This window comes from Enterovirga aerilata (assembly GCF_013044135.1).
Lineage (GTDB): Bacteria > Pseudomonadota > Alphaproteobacteria > Rhizobiales > Beijerinckiaceae > Enterovirga > Enterovirga aerilata.
The window spans coordinates 805876-821894 of record NZ_JABEPP010000001.1; the positions used below are offsets into that span (position 1 = coordinate 805876).

General features: G+C 70.1%; 15 protein-coding genes. 11 read left to right on the forward strand and 4 right to left on the reverse strand.

The genetic code is table 11. From position 1 onward, the window contains the following. Positions 1-70: 70 nt before the first annotated feature. Positions 71-1504: an NAD-dependent succinate-semialdehyde dehydrogenase gene (locus tag HJG44_RS04020; RefSeq protein ID WP_171217013.1), complete on the forward strand. Its 1434-nt coding sequence runs from the start codon at positions 71-73 to the stop codon at positions 1502-1504. Between the two features lie 130 nt (positions 1505-1634). Beyond that, a complete protein-coding gene (locus HJG44_RS04025; RefSeq protein WP_171217014.1) occupies positions 1635-2837 on the forward strand; it encodes an MFS transporter in 1203 nt (400 codons plus the stop codon). Positions 2838-2854: 17 nt separating this feature from the next. Here HJG44_RS04025 and HJG44_RS04030 read toward each other — a convergent pair whose 3' ends face one another. Together HJG44_RS04030 and HJG44_RS04035 are read right to left on the reverse strand one after the other, a co-directional pair. Next, positions 2855-4147, reverse strand: coding sequence for an MFS transporter (locus HJG44_RS04030; RefSeq protein WP_171217015.1), 1293 nt, complete (start codon positions 4145-4147; stop codon positions 2855-2857). A gap of 16 nt (positions 4148-4163) precedes the next feature. Beyond that, a complete protein-coding gene (locus HJG44_RS04035) occupies positions 4164-4607 on the reverse strand; it encodes a MarR family winged helix-turn-helix transcriptional regulator (RefSeq protein ID WP_171217016.1) in 444 nt (147 codons plus the stop codon). 49 nt (positions 4608-4656) lie between these two features. On the opposite strand from HJG44_RS04035, the gene HJG44_RS04040 reads away from it, so the two are divergent. The 3 genes from HJG44_RS04040 (at position 4657) to aqpZ (ending at position 7558) form a co-directional block, all read left to right on the forward strand. Then, positions 4657-5235: a PaaI family thioesterase gene (locus HJG44_RS04040; protein ID WP_346767095.1), complete on the forward strand. Its 579-nt coding sequence runs from the start codon at positions 4657-4659 to the stop codon at positions 5233-5235. Continuing rightward, the gene (locus tag HJG44_RS04045; protein WP_346767080.1) at positions 5232-6653 is read left to right on the forward strand and encodes an MATE family efflux transporter; all 1422 of its coding nucleotides are present in this window, start codon (positions 5232-5234) and stop codon (positions 6651-6653) included. The genes HJG44_RS04040 and HJG44_RS04045 overlap by 4 nt, the downstream gene beginning before the upstream one ends. A gap of 167 nt (positions 6654-6820) precedes the next feature. After that, positions 6821-7558 (forward strand): aquaporin Z, encoded by a 738-nt coding sequence (gene aqpZ, locus HJG44_RS04050; RefSeq protein WP_171217018.1) that lies wholly within the window; start codon positions 6821-6823, stop codon positions 7556-7558. A gap of 21 nt (positions 7559-7579) precedes the next feature. Here aqpZ and HJG44_RS04055 read toward each other — a convergent pair whose 3' ends face one another. Further along, positions 7580-8806 carry a CaiB/BaiF CoA transferase family protein gene (locus tag HJG44_RS04055; RefSeq protein WP_171217305.1) on the reverse strand — a complete coding sequence of 409 codons (1227 nt, stop codon included), beginning with the start codon at positions 8804-8806 and terminating at the stop codon, positions 7580-7582. An 11-nt stretch (positions 8807-8817) separates the two neighbouring features. Continuing rightward, positions 8818-9621 (reverse strand): enoyl-CoA hydratase/isomerase family protein, encoded by an 804-nt coding sequence (locus tag HJG44_RS04060; protein ID WP_171217019.1) that lies wholly within the window; start codon positions 9619-9621, stop codon positions 8818-8820. Positions 9622-9902: 281 nt separating this feature from the next. On the opposite strand from HJG44_RS04060, the gene HJG44_RS04065 reads away from it, so the two are divergent. From HJG44_RS04065 to HJG44_RS04090, 6 genes are read left to right on the forward strand one after another with little or no spacing between them, the layout of a single operon-like run. Beyond that, the gene (locus tag HJG44_RS04065; RefSeq protein WP_171217020.1) at positions 9903-10580 is read left to right on the forward strand and encodes an isochorismatase family protein; all 678 of its coding nucleotides are present in this window, start codon (positions 9903-9905) and stop codon (positions 10578-10580) included. Continuing rightward, positions 10577-11497, forward strand: coding sequence for a polysaccharide deacetylase family protein (locus tag HJG44_RS04070; protein WP_210260893.1), 921 nt, complete (start codon positions 10577-10579; stop codon positions 11495-11497). Before HJG44_RS04065 ends, HJG44_RS04070 begins: the two co-directional genes overlap by 4 nt. Positions 11498-11510: 13 nt before the next feature. Next, positions 11511-12446: a polysaccharide deacetylase family protein gene (locus tag HJG44_RS04075; RefSeq protein ID WP_171217021.1), complete on the forward strand. Its 936-nt coding sequence runs from the start codon at positions 11511-11513 to the stop codon at positions 12444-12446. Next, positions 12439-13854, forward strand: a complete 1416-nt coding sequence (gene leuC, locus HJG44_RS04080; protein WP_171217022.1) for a 3-isopropylmalate dehydratase large subunit — start codon at positions 12439-12441, stop codon at positions 13852-13854. The genes HJG44_RS04075 and leuC overlap by 8 nt, the downstream gene beginning before the upstream one ends. A 7-nt stretch (positions 13855-13861) precedes the next feature. Continuing rightward, positions 13862-14491, forward strand: coding sequence for a 3-isopropylmalate dehydratase small subunit (gene leuD, locus HJG44_RS04085; protein ID WP_171217023.1), 630 nt, complete (start codon positions 13862-13864; stop codon positions 14489-14491). 59 nt (positions 14492-14550) lie between these two features. Beyond that, the gene (locus HJG44_RS04090; protein ID WP_171217024.1) at positions 14551-15816 is read left to right on the forward strand and encodes an ABC transporter substrate-binding protein; all 1266 of its coding nucleotides are present in this window, start codon (positions 14551-14553) and stop codon (positions 15814-15816) included. Positions 15817-16019 lie beyond the last annotated feature (203 nt).

The window sequence follows — 16019 nt, forward strand, 5'->3', positions numbered from 1 at the left end:
GAGCCCGCCGTCCGGATGTCCTAAGACGCGGCCCGACCCGGCGCCCGGACGGGCGCCACGGAGGAGACGCATGTATCCAGAGGTCCTTCTGCACATCGCCGGCGAATGGCGCGGAGCGCGCTCGGGCGAGACCCGCCCGATCGTGAACCCGGCGACGGCCGAGGAGATCGGCCGCCATCCGGTCGCCGGCAAGGCGGATCTCGACGAGGCGCTGGAGGCGGCCGAGCGTGGCTTCAAGACGTGGCGCGCCGTCTCGGCCTTCGACCGCGGCAAGATCATGCGCAAGGCGGCCAACCTCATCCGCGAGCGGGCCGATGCGATCGCCCGCGTGATGGTGCTGGAACAGGGCAAGCCGCTCGCCGAGGCGAAGGGCGAGACGCTGGCGGGCGCCGACGTGATCGACTGGTTCGCCGAGGAGGGGCGCCGCGCCTATGGCCGCGTGATCCCGGCCCGGGCCGACGGGGTCATGCAGATCGTCCTGCGCGAGCCCGTCGGGCCCGTCGCTGCCTTCACGCCCTGGAACTTCCCGATCAACCAGGCGGTGCGCAAGGTCTCGGCCGCGCTCTGCACCGGCTGCTCCGTCGTCCTGAAGGGGCCGGAGGAGACGCCCGCGAGCTGCGCCGAACTGGTCCGCGCCTTCCTGGATGCCGGCGTGCCGAGCGACGCGCTGTCCTTCGTGGTCGGCGTGCCGGCTGACATATCGTCGTATCTCATCCCGCACCCGACGATCCGGAAGATCTCCTTCACGGGCTCGACGGCGATCGGAAAGCAGCTCGCCGCGCTCGCCGGCCAGCACATGAAGCGCGTCACGATGGAACTCGGCGGCCACGCCCCGGCGATCGTGTTCAAGGATGCCGACCTCGACAAGGCTATCTCGGTGCTGAGCGCCAACAAGTTCCGCAATGCCGGTCAGGTCTGCGTCGCGCCGACCCGTTTCCTCGTCCACGACTCGGTGAAGGACGAGTTCGTCACCCGCTTCACCGAGGCCGCCAGGGCCATCAAGGTCGGCGACGGGCTCGATTCGAACACCCGCATGGGGCCGCTCGCGCATGACCGGCGCATCACCGCCATGGAGAGCTTCGTCGCCGACGCGCAGGCGAGCGGGGCCGAGCTCACGACCGGCGGCAAGCGCATCGGCAACCAGGGCTACTTCTTCGAGCCGACGGTTTTCACCGACGTGCCGCTGACGGCCAAGCTGATGAACGAGGAGCCCTTCGGGCCGATCGCGGCCATCCGCGGCTTCTCGGACGAGGAGGAGGCCTTCGAGGAGGCGAACCGGCTGCCCTACGGGCTGGCGGCCTACGCCTATACGCGCTCGACCGCGCTGGCCGAGAGGGTCGCGAGCCGGGTCGAGTCCGGCATGGTCTCGATCAACCATCACGGCCTGGCGCTGCCCGAGGTGCCCTTCGGCGGCGTCAAGGATTCCGGCTACGGGTCCGAAGGCGGCTCCGAGGCGATCGAGGGCTACCTGAACTCCAAGTTCGTGACCCAGGCCCGCGCCTGATGCGGGCGGGCCGCACCGGACCGGTACGGCCCGCCATCTTCCGGGGCTGCCGAGCGGCCGCCCGCCTCCCTCGTGCCCGGCAGCGGCCGGCAGGGGCGCGCGCGGTCATCCGGATATCGGGCAGGACGACATGAGCTCCATCGGAACGGCCGCGCCGGCGAGCCGGCCCGTCATGCCCGTGCTGGTGGCGCTCTCGGTCGCCCACCTGCTGAACGACCTGCTCCAGTCGATGATCCCGGCGATCTACCCGCTGATCAAGGCGGCGTACGATCTCGATTTCGCCCGGATAGGCCTGATCACCCTGGCCTTCCAGGTCACTTCGTCCCTGCTGCAGCCGCTCCTGGGCTACATCACGGACCGCCGCCCCTGGCCCTACGCGATGGTGGCGGGAATGGGCTCGACCCTCGTCGGCCTGCTCGGCCTGTCGTTCTCCGTGAACTATGCCATGGTCCTGGTCTCGGCCGCGCTGGTTGGGACGGGCTCGGCCGTCTTCCATCCGGAAGCCACCCGGATGGCGCGCCACGCCGCCGCCGGCCGGCAGGGCCTCGCGCAGGGCGTCTTCCAGGTCGGCGGCCATGCGGGCTATGCGCTCGGGCCCCTGCTGGCCGCTGCCGTCGTCGTCCCGCGCGGCCAGGCGAGCCTGTCCTGGTTCTCCGGCGTCGCCCTCTTGGCGATGGTCCTGATGGCCTGGACCGCCTCCCTCTACTCTGCGCTGCGCCCGCGGGCTGCGGATCCCGCGGCCCGGAGCGCGGAACCCGCCGCGGCGGCGCTGCCGCCGAGGCGGATCCTCCTCGCCATGGCCGTGCTGATCCTGCTCCTGTTCTCGAAGAACGCCTACACGGCCGCGTTCACGTCCTACTACACCTTCTACCTGATCGAGCGCTTCCAGGTGAGCGTCCAGCTCTCGCAGCTCATGCTGTTCCTGTATCTCGCGGTCGGCGCGGTCGGCGTGATCCTGGGCGGGATGCTCGGAGACCGGATCGGACGCGGCCGGGTGATCTGGCTGTCGATCCTGGGCTCGCTGCCCTTCGCGCTCGCGCTGCCGCACGCGGACCTGATCTGGACGGGCATCCTCAGCGTCGTCATCAGCTTCGTGATGGCGAGCGCCTTCTCGTCCATCCTCATCTACGCGATCGACCTGCTGCCGCACCGGGTGGGTCTGGTCGGCGGCCTCTTCTACGGGCTCTCCTTCGGGCTCGGCGGCGTCGCGGCCGCCGGGCTCGGGGCGGTCGCCGACCGGATCGGGATCGTGCAGGTCTTCGCGCTCTGCGCCTGGCTGCCCGCGATCGGCCTTCTGACCTTCCTGCTGCCCCGGAACGCGCCGGCCGCCTGACGGCGCCGGCTCGGCCCTCACGCGCCCGCGAGCGCCGCCTTCCCCGGCTGGCGATCCTGCCGGATCATCAGCACGGCGATCGCGGCCAGCATGCAGGCTGCGCCCGCCGTGTAGAAGGCGGGCAGGTAGCTCGCGAAGGCGTCGCGGCTGATGCCCGCGCCCAGGGCGGCCGTCGCGGCGCCGAGCTGGTGCCCGGTGAAGACCCAGCCGAAGACCAGCGCCGCCTTCTCGCGGCCGAATTCCTGACCGGCCAGTTTCACGGTCGGGGGCACCGTCGCGATCCAGTCGAGCCCGTAGAAGACCGCGAACAGCGTCAGCCCGTAGAACGAGAAGGTGGACATGGGCAGGAACAGGAGCGAGAGCCCGCGCAGCCCGTAATACCAGGCGAGGAGCTTGCGGCTGTCGTAGCGGTCGGAGAGCCACCCGGACAGGACGGTGCCCACGAAGTCGAAGGCCCCCATCATGGCGAGCACGGAGGCGGCCTCGACGTTCTGCATCCCGAAATCGAGGCAGAGCGGGATGAAATGCGTCTGGACGAGGCCGTTCGTCGACAGGCCGCAGACGTAGAAGGAGAAGAACAGGACCCAGAAGGAGGGGTTGCGCGAGCCTTCCGCCAGGACAGCGAAGGCGGTCCTGAACGGGTTCGAGGAGGGCGGAGGCGGGGGCGGCGCGACCTGCGTCTCGCCATAGGCGGGAAGCCCGAGCTGGGACGGGTGGTCGCGTCCGAGAAGCAGCATGAGCAGCGCCGCGACCGCGCAGGCGAGCACCGCCGGGATCACGGCCATGCGCCAGCCGGCATTGTCGGCGATCATGGCGGCGAGCGGCAGGAAGGCGAGCTGACCCGTCGCCGAGCTCGCCGTGAGGATGCCGATGACGAGCCCGCGGCTCTGCACGAACCAGCGGTTCGCGACCGTCGCGCCGAGCACCATGGCGGTCAGTCCCGTGCCGAGACCGGTGAGGAGGCCCCAGTAGAGCCAGAGCTGCCAGACGCTGGTCATCACGGTCGAGAGGCCGAGCCCGAGCACGATCAGCGCGAGCGCCGCGGCCACGATGCGGCGCAGCCCGTAGCGCTGGATGAGGGCCGCCGCGAAGGGCGCCATGAGCCCGAAGAGGAGGAGCCGGAGCGCGAGCGCGCCCGAGATCGAGCCGGTGTCCCAGCCGTATTCCCGCTGCAGCGGCACGAGGAACACGCCGAGATTACCCATCGCGGCGGCGGTCGCGACCATGACCAGGAAGGTCACGGCCACCATCACCCAGCCGTAATGGAGACCTTGCCGCGCCATGACGGGCGCGAGAGCGTTGGACAGCATGGGCGGGGCTCCGGCGCTAGCGCGCTCCGTCGAAATCGAGAGCGATGACGCCGGCCAGCGTCTCGCGCAGGGCCGTCGCGCGTTCGGCCCCGTAGGCCTCGTCGAACCTGGCCTGGGCGGCGGCCCAGCCCTTGCCCGCGAGGCGCAGCCGGTCGCGTCCGGCTTCCGTGATGGAGAGGGCGCGGCGTCGCGCGTCGCGGGGGTCGGTCGCGATCCGGACCAGGCCCTCGCGCTCCAGCGGGCGGATGTTGCGGCCCATCGTGGTGCGGTCCATCGCCATGTCGGCCGCAAGCTCGTTGATGGTGCGCGGCCCGAGATGCCGGAGCCGCGCCAGGACGGAGAACTGCGTCACCTTCAGGCCCGATTCCGCGAGATGCCGATCGTAGAGCGCCGTGATGTGACGAGCCGCTTTGCGGATCGCGAGCGCGTTGCACAAGTCAGGTTTCGTGATGGACGACATCAGGAGATCGGAGCCGGGAGGGGCCTTGCGGGCCGGCATATAGGCGCATATACGCCTATCTGGCAAGCGCGCTCGCCGCGCCGGACCTGGGGGGACGACGATGAGCGATGGACCGGAGATCGCCGGACGCCGGCGGGTGGTCACCTGGTCCGACCCGAAGGCGCTGGCCGCGGCGGGTCGGGGCCTCGCCGGGATCGATCATCTCAGGGCGATGATGGGGGGCAGCCTGCCGCCTCCGCCCGTGATGACGCTCCTCGGCATCACGCTCGGGACGGTGGAGGAAGGGCTCGTCCGGATGCAGCTCCAGGCGGCCGAATACCTCTACAACCCGATCGGCACCGTGCATGGCGGCATCCTCGCCACCATCCTCGATTCCGTGATGGGCTGCGCGGTGCACAGCACCCTGCCCGCGGGGCGCGGCTACACGACCCTCGAGATCAAGGTGAACTACCTCCGGGCCGTCACGGACGCGGTCGGGCTCGTGACGGCCGAGGGCCGCGCCGTCCATGTCGGGCGCACGACCGGGGTGGCCGATGCGCGGCTCTTCGACGAGGCCGGGCGGCTCTACGCGACCGCCTCCACCACCTGCCTGGTGTTCGACATCCCGGTCGAGAAGCGCACGCCGTGAGCACGCCCGGCGCTGCGCTCGACCCGCGCACCCGCGCGATCCTCGAAGGCTCGATCCTGCCGACGCTGCTCCGGCTCGCCTGGCCGAACGTCCTCGTCATGCTTGCCCAGGCCTCGACGGGGTTGATCGAGACCTACTGGGTCGGCCGGCTCGGGACGGATGCGCTCGCCGGCATGGCGCTCGTCTTTCCCGGCGTCATGCTGATGCAGATGCTCTCCGGCGGGGCGCTCGGCGGCGGCATCTCCTCCGCAATCGCGCGCGCGCTCGGCGCCAGGCGGCGCGAGGATGCCGACGCGCTCGTCCTCCACGCCCTCGCGATCAATGTCCTGATCGGCTGCGCCTTCGCGGCGGCGCTGCTCCTGTTCGGGCGGCCGTTCTACCGCGCGCTCGGCGGGGAGGGCGCCTCGCTCGAGGCGGCGCTGGCCTATTCCGACGTGGTCTTCTGCGGCATGCCGCTCCTCTTTGCCATGAACGCGCTCGCGAGCGTGGTCCGCGGCACGGGCAACATGCTCGTCCCGGCGCTCGTCGTCTGTGTCGGGGTGGCGCTCCTGCTTCCCCTCTCGCCGCTTCTCATCTTCGGCTGGGGTCCGGTGCCCGGCCTCGGGGTCGCCGGCGGCGGCGTCGCGCTCCTTCTCTTCTATGCGGCCGGGACGGCGATCCTCGCCTGGTACCTCCTGTCCGGCCGGTCGGTGGTGCGGCCTCGCGGCGCCCGGCTGCGCTGGGCGCTCTCGCGCGACATCCTGCGCGTCGGGGCCGTCGCGGCGGTCTCGTCGGTGCAGACGAACGTCGTGATCGGCGGCGCCACCGCGCTGGCCGGGCTGCATGCCGGGCCGGCGGCCCTCGCCGGGTTCGGCACGGCCGCCCGGCTCGAATACCTGATGGTGAGCCTCGTCTTCGGGATCGGCGCGCCGCTCGTCGCCATGGTGGGGACGAGCATCGGCGCCGGCCAGCGCGAGCGTGCGCTCAAGGTCGCCTGGTGCGGCGCGGCGCTCGCCTTCGCTGTAACGGAGGCCATCGGCGTCGCGGCCGCGCTCTGGCCGCGCGCCTGGCTCGGGCTCTTCGGGCAGGATCCGGCGATGCTGGAGGGCGGGGCCGCCTATCTGCGGATCGTCGGCCCCTCCTTCGGCTTCTTCGGCCTCGGTCTGTCGCTCTATTTCGCCTCGCAGGGCGCCGGCCGCCTGCTCTGGCCGCTGCTCGGCGGCTTCTTCCGCATGGTCGTCGCCCTGGCGGGCGGCTGGCTCGCGATGCGCCTCACCGGCCGAATCGAAGCGCTCTATGCCGGGCTCGCGCTCGGGCTCGCGGTCTACGGCGTGACCGTCGCGGCCGCCGTGGCGCGCGGCGTCTGGTTCGGGCCCCAGGATGACCAGGGCAGCATGCCCGGCCGCATCGAACCCGTCGGCACGACGGCTCGCGCCTAGCCCTCCGCTGCCAGCCGTTCTGCCTCGTCGGCCGGCGCAGTGCGGACGGAGCCGGTGACGTGAGCCCGAGGCGGGCGAGGCCTGCCGGCCTCCTGCGTACGGAATCGACATTTGGGCCGGGATCGGCCTACGCTCCGTGCCTGGGCAGGGGCCCATCGGAGACGGGTATGGATCGCGATACGGCTCGCCGCTCGGCGGCGGAGTTCTTCGGGACGTTCTGGCTCACCTTCGGAGGATGCGGGGCGGCGGTGCTGTCCGCCGCCTTTCCGCAATACGGGATCGGGTTTGCGGGCGTCGCGCTCGCCTTCGGGCTCACGGTCCTGTCGATGGCCTATGCGGTCGGCCATATCTCGGGCGGGCACTTCAACCCGGCCGTCACGCTCGGCCTGTGGTCGGCGGGGCGATGCGCCGACAGGCACGTCCTTCCCTATCTCGTGGCGCAGGTCGCGGGCGCGGTGGTCGCCGCGGCGGTCCTGTACCTGATCGCCTCGGGGAAGAGCGGCTGGGTACCGGGCGGGTTCGCGTCCAACGGCTATGGCGAGCTGAGCCCGGGCAAGTACGGGCTGCTCTCGTGCTTCTCCATCGAGTTCCTGACGACGTTCTTCTTCCTGTTCATCATCATCGGCACGACCTCGAAGGGGGCCGCGACCGGGTTTGCGGGCATACCGATCGGCTTCGCGCTGGTCCTGATCCACCTGATCACGATCCCGGTGACGAACACCTCCGTGAACCCGGCCCGAAGCACGGGACCGGCGCTCTTCGCGGGCGGCGAATACGTCGTGCAGCTCTGGCTGTTCTGGCTGGCCCCGATCCTGGGCGCGATGGGCGCCGGCTTCCTGGCCAAGTGGCTCTACGAACCCGCCGGTATCGTGGATACGGTCGTGGTCGAGGAACGGGCGGCCTGAGCGGCGCGGCTGGCGCCGTGGCTAGCCCGCGCGCGACGTGACGGCGCCGTCCCGCTCGAAGCTCTCGATCTCCTCGTCCGAGAAGCCGTGCTCGCGCAGCACGGCGCGCGTGTCCTCGCCGAGCAGCGGGGCGGCCTTGCGCACCCCGCCCGGCGTGCGGGAGAACTTGATCGGCAGGCCGAGCGCCTTCACGGGCCCGGCCGTCGGGTGCTGCACTTCGACCACCATCTCGCGTGCGATCGTCTGCGGGTCGGAGAGCGCCTGCAGCATGTCGTTGACCGGACCGCAGGGCACGCCCGCCTCCTCCAGCAGGGCGAGCCAATGCGCGGCCGGCGCGGTCCTGAACCGCGCGGAGAGCTCCGCCTCGAGCGCGGGCAGGTTCGCCATGCGGGCGGCGTTGGTCGCGAAGCGCGGGTCGCCCGCGAGCTCGGGCGCGCCGAGCGCCTCCAGCATGCGGACGAAGTTCTTCTGGTTCGCGCCGCCGACCACGATCCAGCCGTCTTCCGCCTGGAAGGCCTGGTAGGGCGCGTTCAGCGGATGGGCCGAGCCCATGGCCCGCGGCGCCGTCCCGGTGGCGAGCGCGATCGCGGATTGCCAGTAGGTCTGGACGAGCGCCGCCTCGAACAGCGACGTCTCGACGAACTGGCCTTCGCCGGTCTTGAGCCGGTGCGAATAGGCCGCCGCGATGCCGAGCGCCGCCAGGATCCCGGCCGTGATGTCGGATAGCGGCGGCCCGCATTTCGCCGGCGGGCTGTCCGGGCCGTCCCCGGTGAAGGTCATGATGCCGCTCATGGCCTGGGCCACAAGGTCGAAGCCGCGGCGGTGACGATAGGGGCCGGTCCGGCCGAAGCCGGAGAGCGAGCAGTAGATGAGGGCCGGGTTCTCGGCCCTGACGGCCTCGTAGCCGAAGCCGAGCCGGTCCATCACGTCCGGCCCGAAATTCTCCACCAGCACGTCGGCGTCGCGGACCAGGCGGCGCAGCACGGCCGCGCCGCCGGGCGTCTTCAGGTCGAGCACGATGCCGCGCTTGTTGCGGTTCATCATCATGAAGGACGCCGCCTCGTCGCCGATCTTGGGCGGGACGGACAGGCGCGTGTCGTCGCCGGAGGGGCTCTTCTCCACCTTGATGACGTCGGCGCCCATGTCGGCGAGCATCATGGTGCAGGTCGGCCCCGCCATGACATGGGTGAGGTCCACGACCTTGAGCCCGGCGAGCGGGCCGGCCTTCGTGCCTGCGGCGTCCGACATCGGAGAGCGGCTCACTCGCCCGTCCAGACGGGCGCGCGCTTGTTCAGGAAGGCGTCCATGCCCTCCCGGAAGTCCCGGCTCATGTAGCACATGAGGATCAGGTCCCGGCCTTCCTCACGGGACAGGCGGTGCCCGAGCCGGCGCACGGCCTCCTTGGTGGCCCGGAGGGTCAGGGGCGCGTGCCCGGCGATGAGGCGCGCGAGCTCCTCCGCCCGGGTCGCGAGCGCCTCGGCGTCCGGCACGATCTCCGACATGAGCCCGATCGCGAGCGCCTCCTGCGCCTCGACGAGCCGCGCCGTGAAGATGATGTCCTTCACGCGGGCCGGGCCGATCAGGCCCATGAGCCGCCCGATATTCCCCATCGCCAGGCAGTTCCCGAGCGTCCTTGCGATGGGGAAGCCGAATTTCGCATCGGCCGTCCCGATCCGGATGTCGCAGCAGGCCGCGATGCCGGCACCGCCGCCGGTGCAGAAGCCCGGGATCGCGGCGATCGTCGGGACGCGGCACTCCTCCAGCGCGGACAGGATGCGGTCGATGCGCGCCTCGTATTCCAGCGCATCCTCGGCCGTCTGGAAGGCGCGGAACTGGTTGATGTCGGTGCCGGACGCGAAGGCCTTCCCGCCCGCGCCGGTGATGATCAGGGCGCGCGCGGAGGGATCGGCGTCGAGCTCGCGGCAGATCCCGGCGAGGCGCTCGTACATGGCGAAGGTGAGGGCGTTGCGGGCCTGCGGCCGGTTGAAGGTCGCCTTGGCGATGCCGTCCCGCATCTCGAAGAGGAGATCCTGGTCGGACGATGCGGACAGGGCTGCGGACATGAGCGTCTCACGCGGAAATGGGTTGGGCTGCCGGAGGCGGATTGGGAGGGCACTTTGGCCATGCCGCGGCCGGCCGGCAACCTTCCGGCACTCGGCGTCCGCCTGCGCCCCGAGGCGCGGCGCGGACCTGGTCAGAATGGCGTCAAGCCGGGCAGATCCCCCGGCCTGATGCCGCAAGTTCCGGCACGGAGCGCATTGCCTTCACCTGATCTAATGTCATACCAATAGACCCATTGGGCCGCGGCGGAGCGTCGGCGGCGAAGCCTGTGCCGGAGCGTGGCGTGGAGCAGTCGAGCAAGACCGCGCGGGAACTCTATGAGGAGATCAAGGCGAGGCCGATGCGGCCCCGCTTCGGCTTCGGCAGGAAGCCGATGCTGATCAATATCGACCTGCAGAAGGCCTATACGGCGGTGGGCGAGTTCGCGACCGCCTACGAGACCGACCCGAAGCAGCTCGACTACGTCAACGAACTCGCCGACCTCTTCCGCGCGAAGCGGCTCCCGGTCGCCTGGACCTATGTGGCCTACATGGAATCGGGCGAGGATTGCGGCGTCTGGGGCACGCGCACGAACACCCCGGATTCGCTGCAGAACATCAAGGTCGGGTCCGAGCGCTCGAAATTCGATCCGCGCCTGAAGATCGACGAGGTCAAGGACATCATCGTCAACAAGCGGATGGCCTCGGCCTTCTTCGAGACCAACATCCCGTCGCTCATGGTCTGGCACCAATGCGACAGCGTGATCCTGACGGGCGGCTCGACCTCCGGCTGCGTGCGCGCCACCTGCGTCGAGGCCCTGTCCCGCGGCTACAAGGTCGCGATCCCGGAGGAATGCGTGGCCGACAAGCACGAGAGCCCGCATTTCGCGAACCTCTACGACATGGCGGTGAAGTACGCCGACGTCGTGCCGGTCGCCGACGTGATCGCCTACCTGAAGGCCTATCCGGGGACGAACGCGTGAGCGGCGGCATGTCGGGCGATCCCGGCCTCTACGATTACCTGCCCTACAAGGGCCGGCCGAAGATCACCTGGCCGAACGGCGCCCAGATCGCCGTCTGGATCGCGCCGAACATCGAGTTCTACGAATACGAGCCGCCGAAGAACCCGCTCCGCACGCCCTGGGGCCGGCCGATCCCGGACGTGCTCGCCTATTCCCACCGCGACTACGGCAACCGGGTCGGGTTCCGGCGCATGCTGGATGCGATGGACGAAGCCGGCTTCCGCGGCTCGGTCTCGCTCAACGTTGCGATGTGCGACCACCATCCCGAGATCATCAAGCTCTGTGCCGATCGCGGCTGGGAGTTCTTCTCCCACGGGGTCTACAACACGCGCTACGCCTACGGGATGAGCCCCGAGCAGGAGCGCTCGATCATCCGCGATTCCGCCGATACGATCAGGAAGTGGACCGGCCAGAAGCTCGACGGCTGGCTCGCACCGGCGCTCTCGAACAACGCCTGGACCATGGACCTCCTGGCCGAGGAGGGGCTGCTCTACACCTGCGACTTGTTCCACGACGACCAGCCGACGCCCATCCGGGTGAAGTCGGGCCACCGCTTCGTCAGCGTCCCGTACTCGCTCGAGATGAACGACACCATCGTCTACAACACGAACAGCTACGATCCCCGCCATTACGGGACGATCATCAGGCGCCAGTTCGACCAGCTCTACCGGGAGGGCGCGACCTCCGGCACGGTCATGTGCATCCCGCTGCACCCCTACCTGGTCGGGCAGCCGCACCGCATCGAGCCCTTCGCCGAGGCGATCCGCTACATCGCCGGCCACGACAGGGTCTGGAAGGCGACCGGGCGCGAGATCGCGCAGCATTTCCTCGCGAACCATTACGACGACTTCGCCGCCGGCGCGGCGCAGGCGCGCTGACGGGAGGACGACCATGCCGCTTCCCGAAGATCACCTCGAATACCCGCGCCGCCGGCACGGCATGGACCACGACCTCTACCCGTGGTCCGACCTCTTCGACCGGCCGAAGGTCGCCTGGCCGAACGGCGCGCGCGTCGCGCTCTGGGTCGCGCCGCTGCTGCAATGGTTCCCGATCGACTCGGCCGGGAAACCGTTCCGCGCCCCGGGCGCGCTGACCATGCCCTATCCGGATTACCGGCACTACACGAACCGGGATTACGGCAACCGCGTCGGCATCTTCCGCATCCTGGACGTCCTGTCGGAGCTCGGCATCCGCGGCTCGGTCGCGACGAATGCGGCGGTCGCGGAGCGCTATCCGGGCCTGGTGAAGGAGGTGGTCGGCCGCGGCCACGAGATCCTGGCGCACGGGCTCGACATGGACCACCTTCATTATGGCGGCATGCCGGAGGACGAGGAGGCCGAGCTCGTCCGGGGCTCGCTCGCGACCCTGCGCGACGCCTCGGGGCAGGCCGTCAAGGGCTGGCTCTCGCCCGGCCGCTCGCAGTCGCACGCCACCCTCGGGCTGCTGGCCGAGCACGGCGTCGCTTATTGCTGCGACTGGGCCAACGACGACATGCCCTTCCGGATGACCACGCCGAAAGGCGGCATCTGGGCGATGCCCTTCGCGCAGGAGACCGACGACCGCACGGTGATGCTCGACTTCAAGCACACCGAGGACAGCTGGCTGCAGCAGGTAAAGGACCGCTTCGACACCCTCTACCGCGAGGCTGCCACCCATGGCGGGCGCATCGTCTCCGTCCCGCTCCATGCCTGGGTCGCGGGCGTGCCGTACCGGATCGGAGCGGTCCGGGAGGCGTTGTCCTACATGATGGGCCAGGAGGGTGTCTGGGCCGCGACCGGCGCCGAGATCCTGCAGGCCTTCGAGGCGTCCGAGACCGGCCATGGCTGACCCTGCCGCGCCGCGCGCCCTCTACGACAAGATCTGGGACCGGCACGTCATCGTCGCGCGCGAGGGCGGTCCCTCGCTCATCGCCATCGACCGCCACATCATCCACGAGGGCTCCTTCCACGCCTTCAACGAGCTGCGGGGGCGGGGCCTCCGGCCGCGCCATCCGGACCGGATCTTCGGCGTCGCCGACCACTACGTCCCGACCCATGGCCGCCGGCCCGAGGATGCGCCGACGGAAGAGATCGCCCGGATGATCCGCGTCTTCGACGAGAACATGCGGTGGGGCGGCATTCCCCATTTCTCGCTCGCCGACCGGCGCCAGGGCATCGTCCACATCATCGGGCCGGAACAGGGGCTCACGCTCCCAGGCCTGACCATCACCTGCAGCGACAGCCACACCTCCACCCAGGGTGCGCTCGGCACCATCGCGTTCGGGATCGGCCAGTCGGAGAGCGCCCATGTCATGGCGACGCAGACGCTCTGGCAGGTGAAGCCGAAGACGTTCCGGATCACGGTCACGGGCCGGCGCGGGCCGGGCGTCGAGGCGAAGGACGTGATCCTCAGCATCATCCGCACCATCGGGGCGGGCGGCGCGACGGGCTATGCGGTGGAATATGCCGGTCCGGTGATCCAGGGACTGTCCGTCGAGGAGCGGCTGACGGTCTGCAACATGTCGATCGAGGCGGGCGCCCGGTCCGGCATGATCGCGCCGGACGACGCCACCTTCTCCTATCTGTACGGCCGGCCCTACGCGCCGAAGGGCGCCGAATGGGACAGGGCGCTGCGCTACTGGCGGACGCTCCCCACCGACGAGGGCGCGCGTTTCGACCGCGAGATCGCGATCGACGGCAGCGCCATCGAGCCGACCGTCACCTGGGGCACGAGCCCGGAGGACGCGCTCCCGATCTCCGGTCGGGTGCCGGATCCCGCCGAGATTCCCGACGCGCAGAAGCGCGGCACGGCCGAGCGCGCGCTCGCCTATATGGGCCTGACGCCCGGCACCAGGCTGACCGACATTGCGATCGACCGGGTCTTCATCGGCTCCTGCACCAACAGCCGCATCCAGGACCTGCGGGCGGCCGCCGCCATCCTGAAGGGCCGGAAATCCGCCGTGCCGGGCATCGTGGTGCCGGGCTCCGGCCTCGTGAAGGAGGCGGCGGAGGCCGAGGGGCTGGACCGCATCTTCAAGGAGGCCGGGCTCGAATGGCGGGATGCGGGCTGCTCGATGTGCTCGGCCATCAACGGCGACACCGTCGGCCCGCAGGAGCGCTGCGCCTCGACCTCCAACCGCAACTTCGTCGGCCGGCAGGGACCGGGTGCGCGCACCCACCTGATGAGCCCCGCCATGGCGGCCGCGGCCGCCGTGACCGGCAGGCTCACGGACGTCCGCCGGCTGGCCGGAAACTGAGGCGGGCATGGAACCCTTCATCCGCCTCACCGGCATCGCGGCCCCGATCGAGGGCCGCAACATCGACACCGACCAGATCCTGCCGGCGCGCTTCCTGAAGGCCGACCGGGCCAAGGGCTACGGCCAGTACTTCTTCCACGACGCGCGCTTCGACGGCGAGGGCCGCGAGAAGCCGGATTTCGTGCTGAACCGCGAGCCCTTCCGGCATGCCACGATCGTCGTGACGGACGACAATTTCGGCTGCGGCTCCTCCCGCGAGGGCGCCGTCTACGCGCTGCACGATTTCGGCGTGCGCGCAGTGCTCGCACCGTCCTTCGGCGACATCTTCTACAACAACTGCCTGAAGAACGGCGTCGTGCCGGTGCGGCTCGAGCGCGGGATCGTCACCGGCCTCCTCGAGAGCCTCAAGGACGCCCCCCGGCCCGAGGTGACGGTCGATCTCGAGGCGCTCGAGGTCGTCCTCCCCGATGGCGCGCGTCATGCCTTCACGCTCGATCCCTTCTGGCGCGAATGCCTGATGAAGGGCGTCGACGAGATCCAGCTCACGCTCGGCTACCTCGACAGGATCGAGGCGTTCGAGGGTGGCTACCACCGCGAGATGACCTGGCTCCGGCCGCAGGCCGGGCCCGTTCCGTGATGAAGACCAAGACGGCGCAAGGCCGCTTTCCGACGCTGACAACGACAGGGGAATGGCAGATGGCAGAGGATAAGAGCGGCTTCGAGACGATCGCCGGGACGGCCCGGAGCCGGCGCGAGCTCCTGAAGGCGGGCGGCTCGACGCTGGCGCTCGCCGCGGTGGGCACCGTTGCGGCTCCGGCCGTGCTCCGCGCCCAGGCGCCGACGGTCAAGATCGGCGGCATCGGGCCGCTGACCGGCGCGCTCGCCTATAACGGCAACCAGGCCAAGGCGGCGATGCAGTTCGCCATCGACGACGCCAACGCGGCCGGCGGCATCAAGAGCATGGGCGGCGCGAAGCTCGAGCTCCTCTTCGGCGACGCCGAATCTCGTCCGGATGTCGGGGCCGCTCAGGTCGACAAGCTCGCCGAGGCGGGCGTCTGCTGCCTCGTCGGCGCGCAGTCGAGCGCGATCAGCCTGGCGACGACGCAGGCCGCGGCGCGATTCAACCTGCCTCAGGTCGTCGATGTCGGCACCGCCGACCAGATCGTGCAGCGCGGGCTCCCGAACGTGTTCCGCTTCTCGCCCGGGACCGCGCGCTCCGTCGCGGAGGGCATCGCCAACCTCAACACGCTCAACGAGCAGGCCGGCAAGCCGGTGAAGACGGTCGCGATCGTGCACGAGGACGGCCCCTTCGGCTCGTCCATGGCGAGGCTGCTCCAGGAGAAGCTGCCCTCAATCGGCATGAACGTGGTGGAGACGATCAGCCACCCGACGCCGCAGCGCGACTTCACCAACATCGTGCTGCGCCTGAAGAACGCCAGGCCCGATCTCGTGATGCCGTCGCACTACATCAACGAGTTCATCCTGTTCGCGCGCACCATCCGGCAGCAGCGCTTTGCGCCCAAGGCGATCTATTCGATCTTCGGCGGCGGCGCCTCCAACATCAAGTTCGTGCGCGAGAACCAGGACGCGGCGCAGTTCGTGATCGACACCAACCACTGGTACGATCCGAGGAAGCCCGCCTCGCAGGCCCTCGCCAGGAAGGTCGCCGACGCCAAGCTCGACCTGACCTACGACATCATGGTCGCCTATGGGGCGACGCAGGTCGTGATCGACGCGATCGAGAAGGCGGGCTCGGCCGACCGTGCGAAGCTGATCGAGACCTTGTCGACCCAGACCTTCGCCGACACGGTCATGCCGTACGGGCCGATCAAGTTCGTCGGCGGCGACAATACCGGGTCGCATCTCGTCAACCTGCAGGTCCGCGGCGACAAGATCGAGGTCATCTTCCCCAAGGAATACGCCACGATCGACCCGGTCTTCCCGTTCCCGGATCGGAGCTGACCACGGTTCGCCCACCCGGTCGCGGTTCCGGATTCGGAGCTTCGCTCCGCCCCGGAACGACGGAGGGGGTCGGTGGAAGGCTCCAGACCTCGTCATCCTGAGGTGCGGAGCGAAGCGAAGCCTCGAAGGACGCACGATGGTCGTGCGTGCTTCGAGACGCCCCGGACGAGGTCCGGGGCTCCTCAGCATGACGACGTGAGTGG

Excerpts from the sequence above, each read along its gene's own strand:
- leuC (WP_171217022.1), top strand. The coding sequence starts at position 12,439 with ATGGCTGACCCTGCCGCGCCGCGCGCCCTCTACGACAAGATCTGGGAC.
- aqpZ (WP_171217018.1), top strand. The coding sequence starts at position 6,821 with ATGGATCGCGATACGGCTCGCCGCTCGGCGGCGGAGTTCTTCGGGACG.
- HJG44_RS04035 (WP_171217016.1), bottom strand. The coding sequence starts at position 4,607 with ATGTCGTCCATCACGAAACCTGACTTGTGCAACGCGCTCGCGATCCGC.
- HJG44_RS04055 (WP_171217305.1), bottom strand. The coding sequence starts at position 8,806 with ATGTCGGACGCCGCAGGCACGAAGGCCGGCCCGCTCGCCGGGCTCAAG.
- HJG44_RS04030 (WP_171217015.1), bottom strand. The coding sequence starts at position 4,147 with ATGCTGTCCAACGCTCTCGCGCCCGTCATGGCGCGGCAAGGTCTCCAT.
- HJG44_RS04025 (WP_171217014.1), top strand. The coding sequence starts at position 1,635 with ATGAGCTCCATCGGAACGGCCGCGCCGGCGAGCCGGCCCGTCATGCCC.
- HJG44_RS04060 (WP_171217019.1), bottom strand. The coding sequence starts at position 9,621 with ATGTCCGCAGCCCTGTCCGCATCGTCCGACCAGGATCTCCTCTTCGAG.
- HJG44_RS04090 (WP_171217024.1), top strand. The coding sequence starts at position 14,551 with ATGGCAGAGGATAAGAGCGGCTTCGAGACGATCGCCGGGACGGCCCGG.
- HJG44_RS04075 (WP_171217021.1), top strand. The coding sequence starts at position 11,511 with ATGCCGCTTCCCGAAGATCACCTCGAATACCCGCGCCGCCGGCACGGC.
- leuD (WP_171217023.1), top strand. The coding sequence starts at position 13,862 with ATGGAACCCTTCATCCGCCTCACCGGCATCGCGGCCCCGATCGAGGGC.
- HJG44_RS04020 (WP_171217013.1), top strand. The coding sequence starts at position 71 with ATGTATCCAGAGGTCCTTCTGCACATCGCCGGCGAATGGCGCGGAGCG.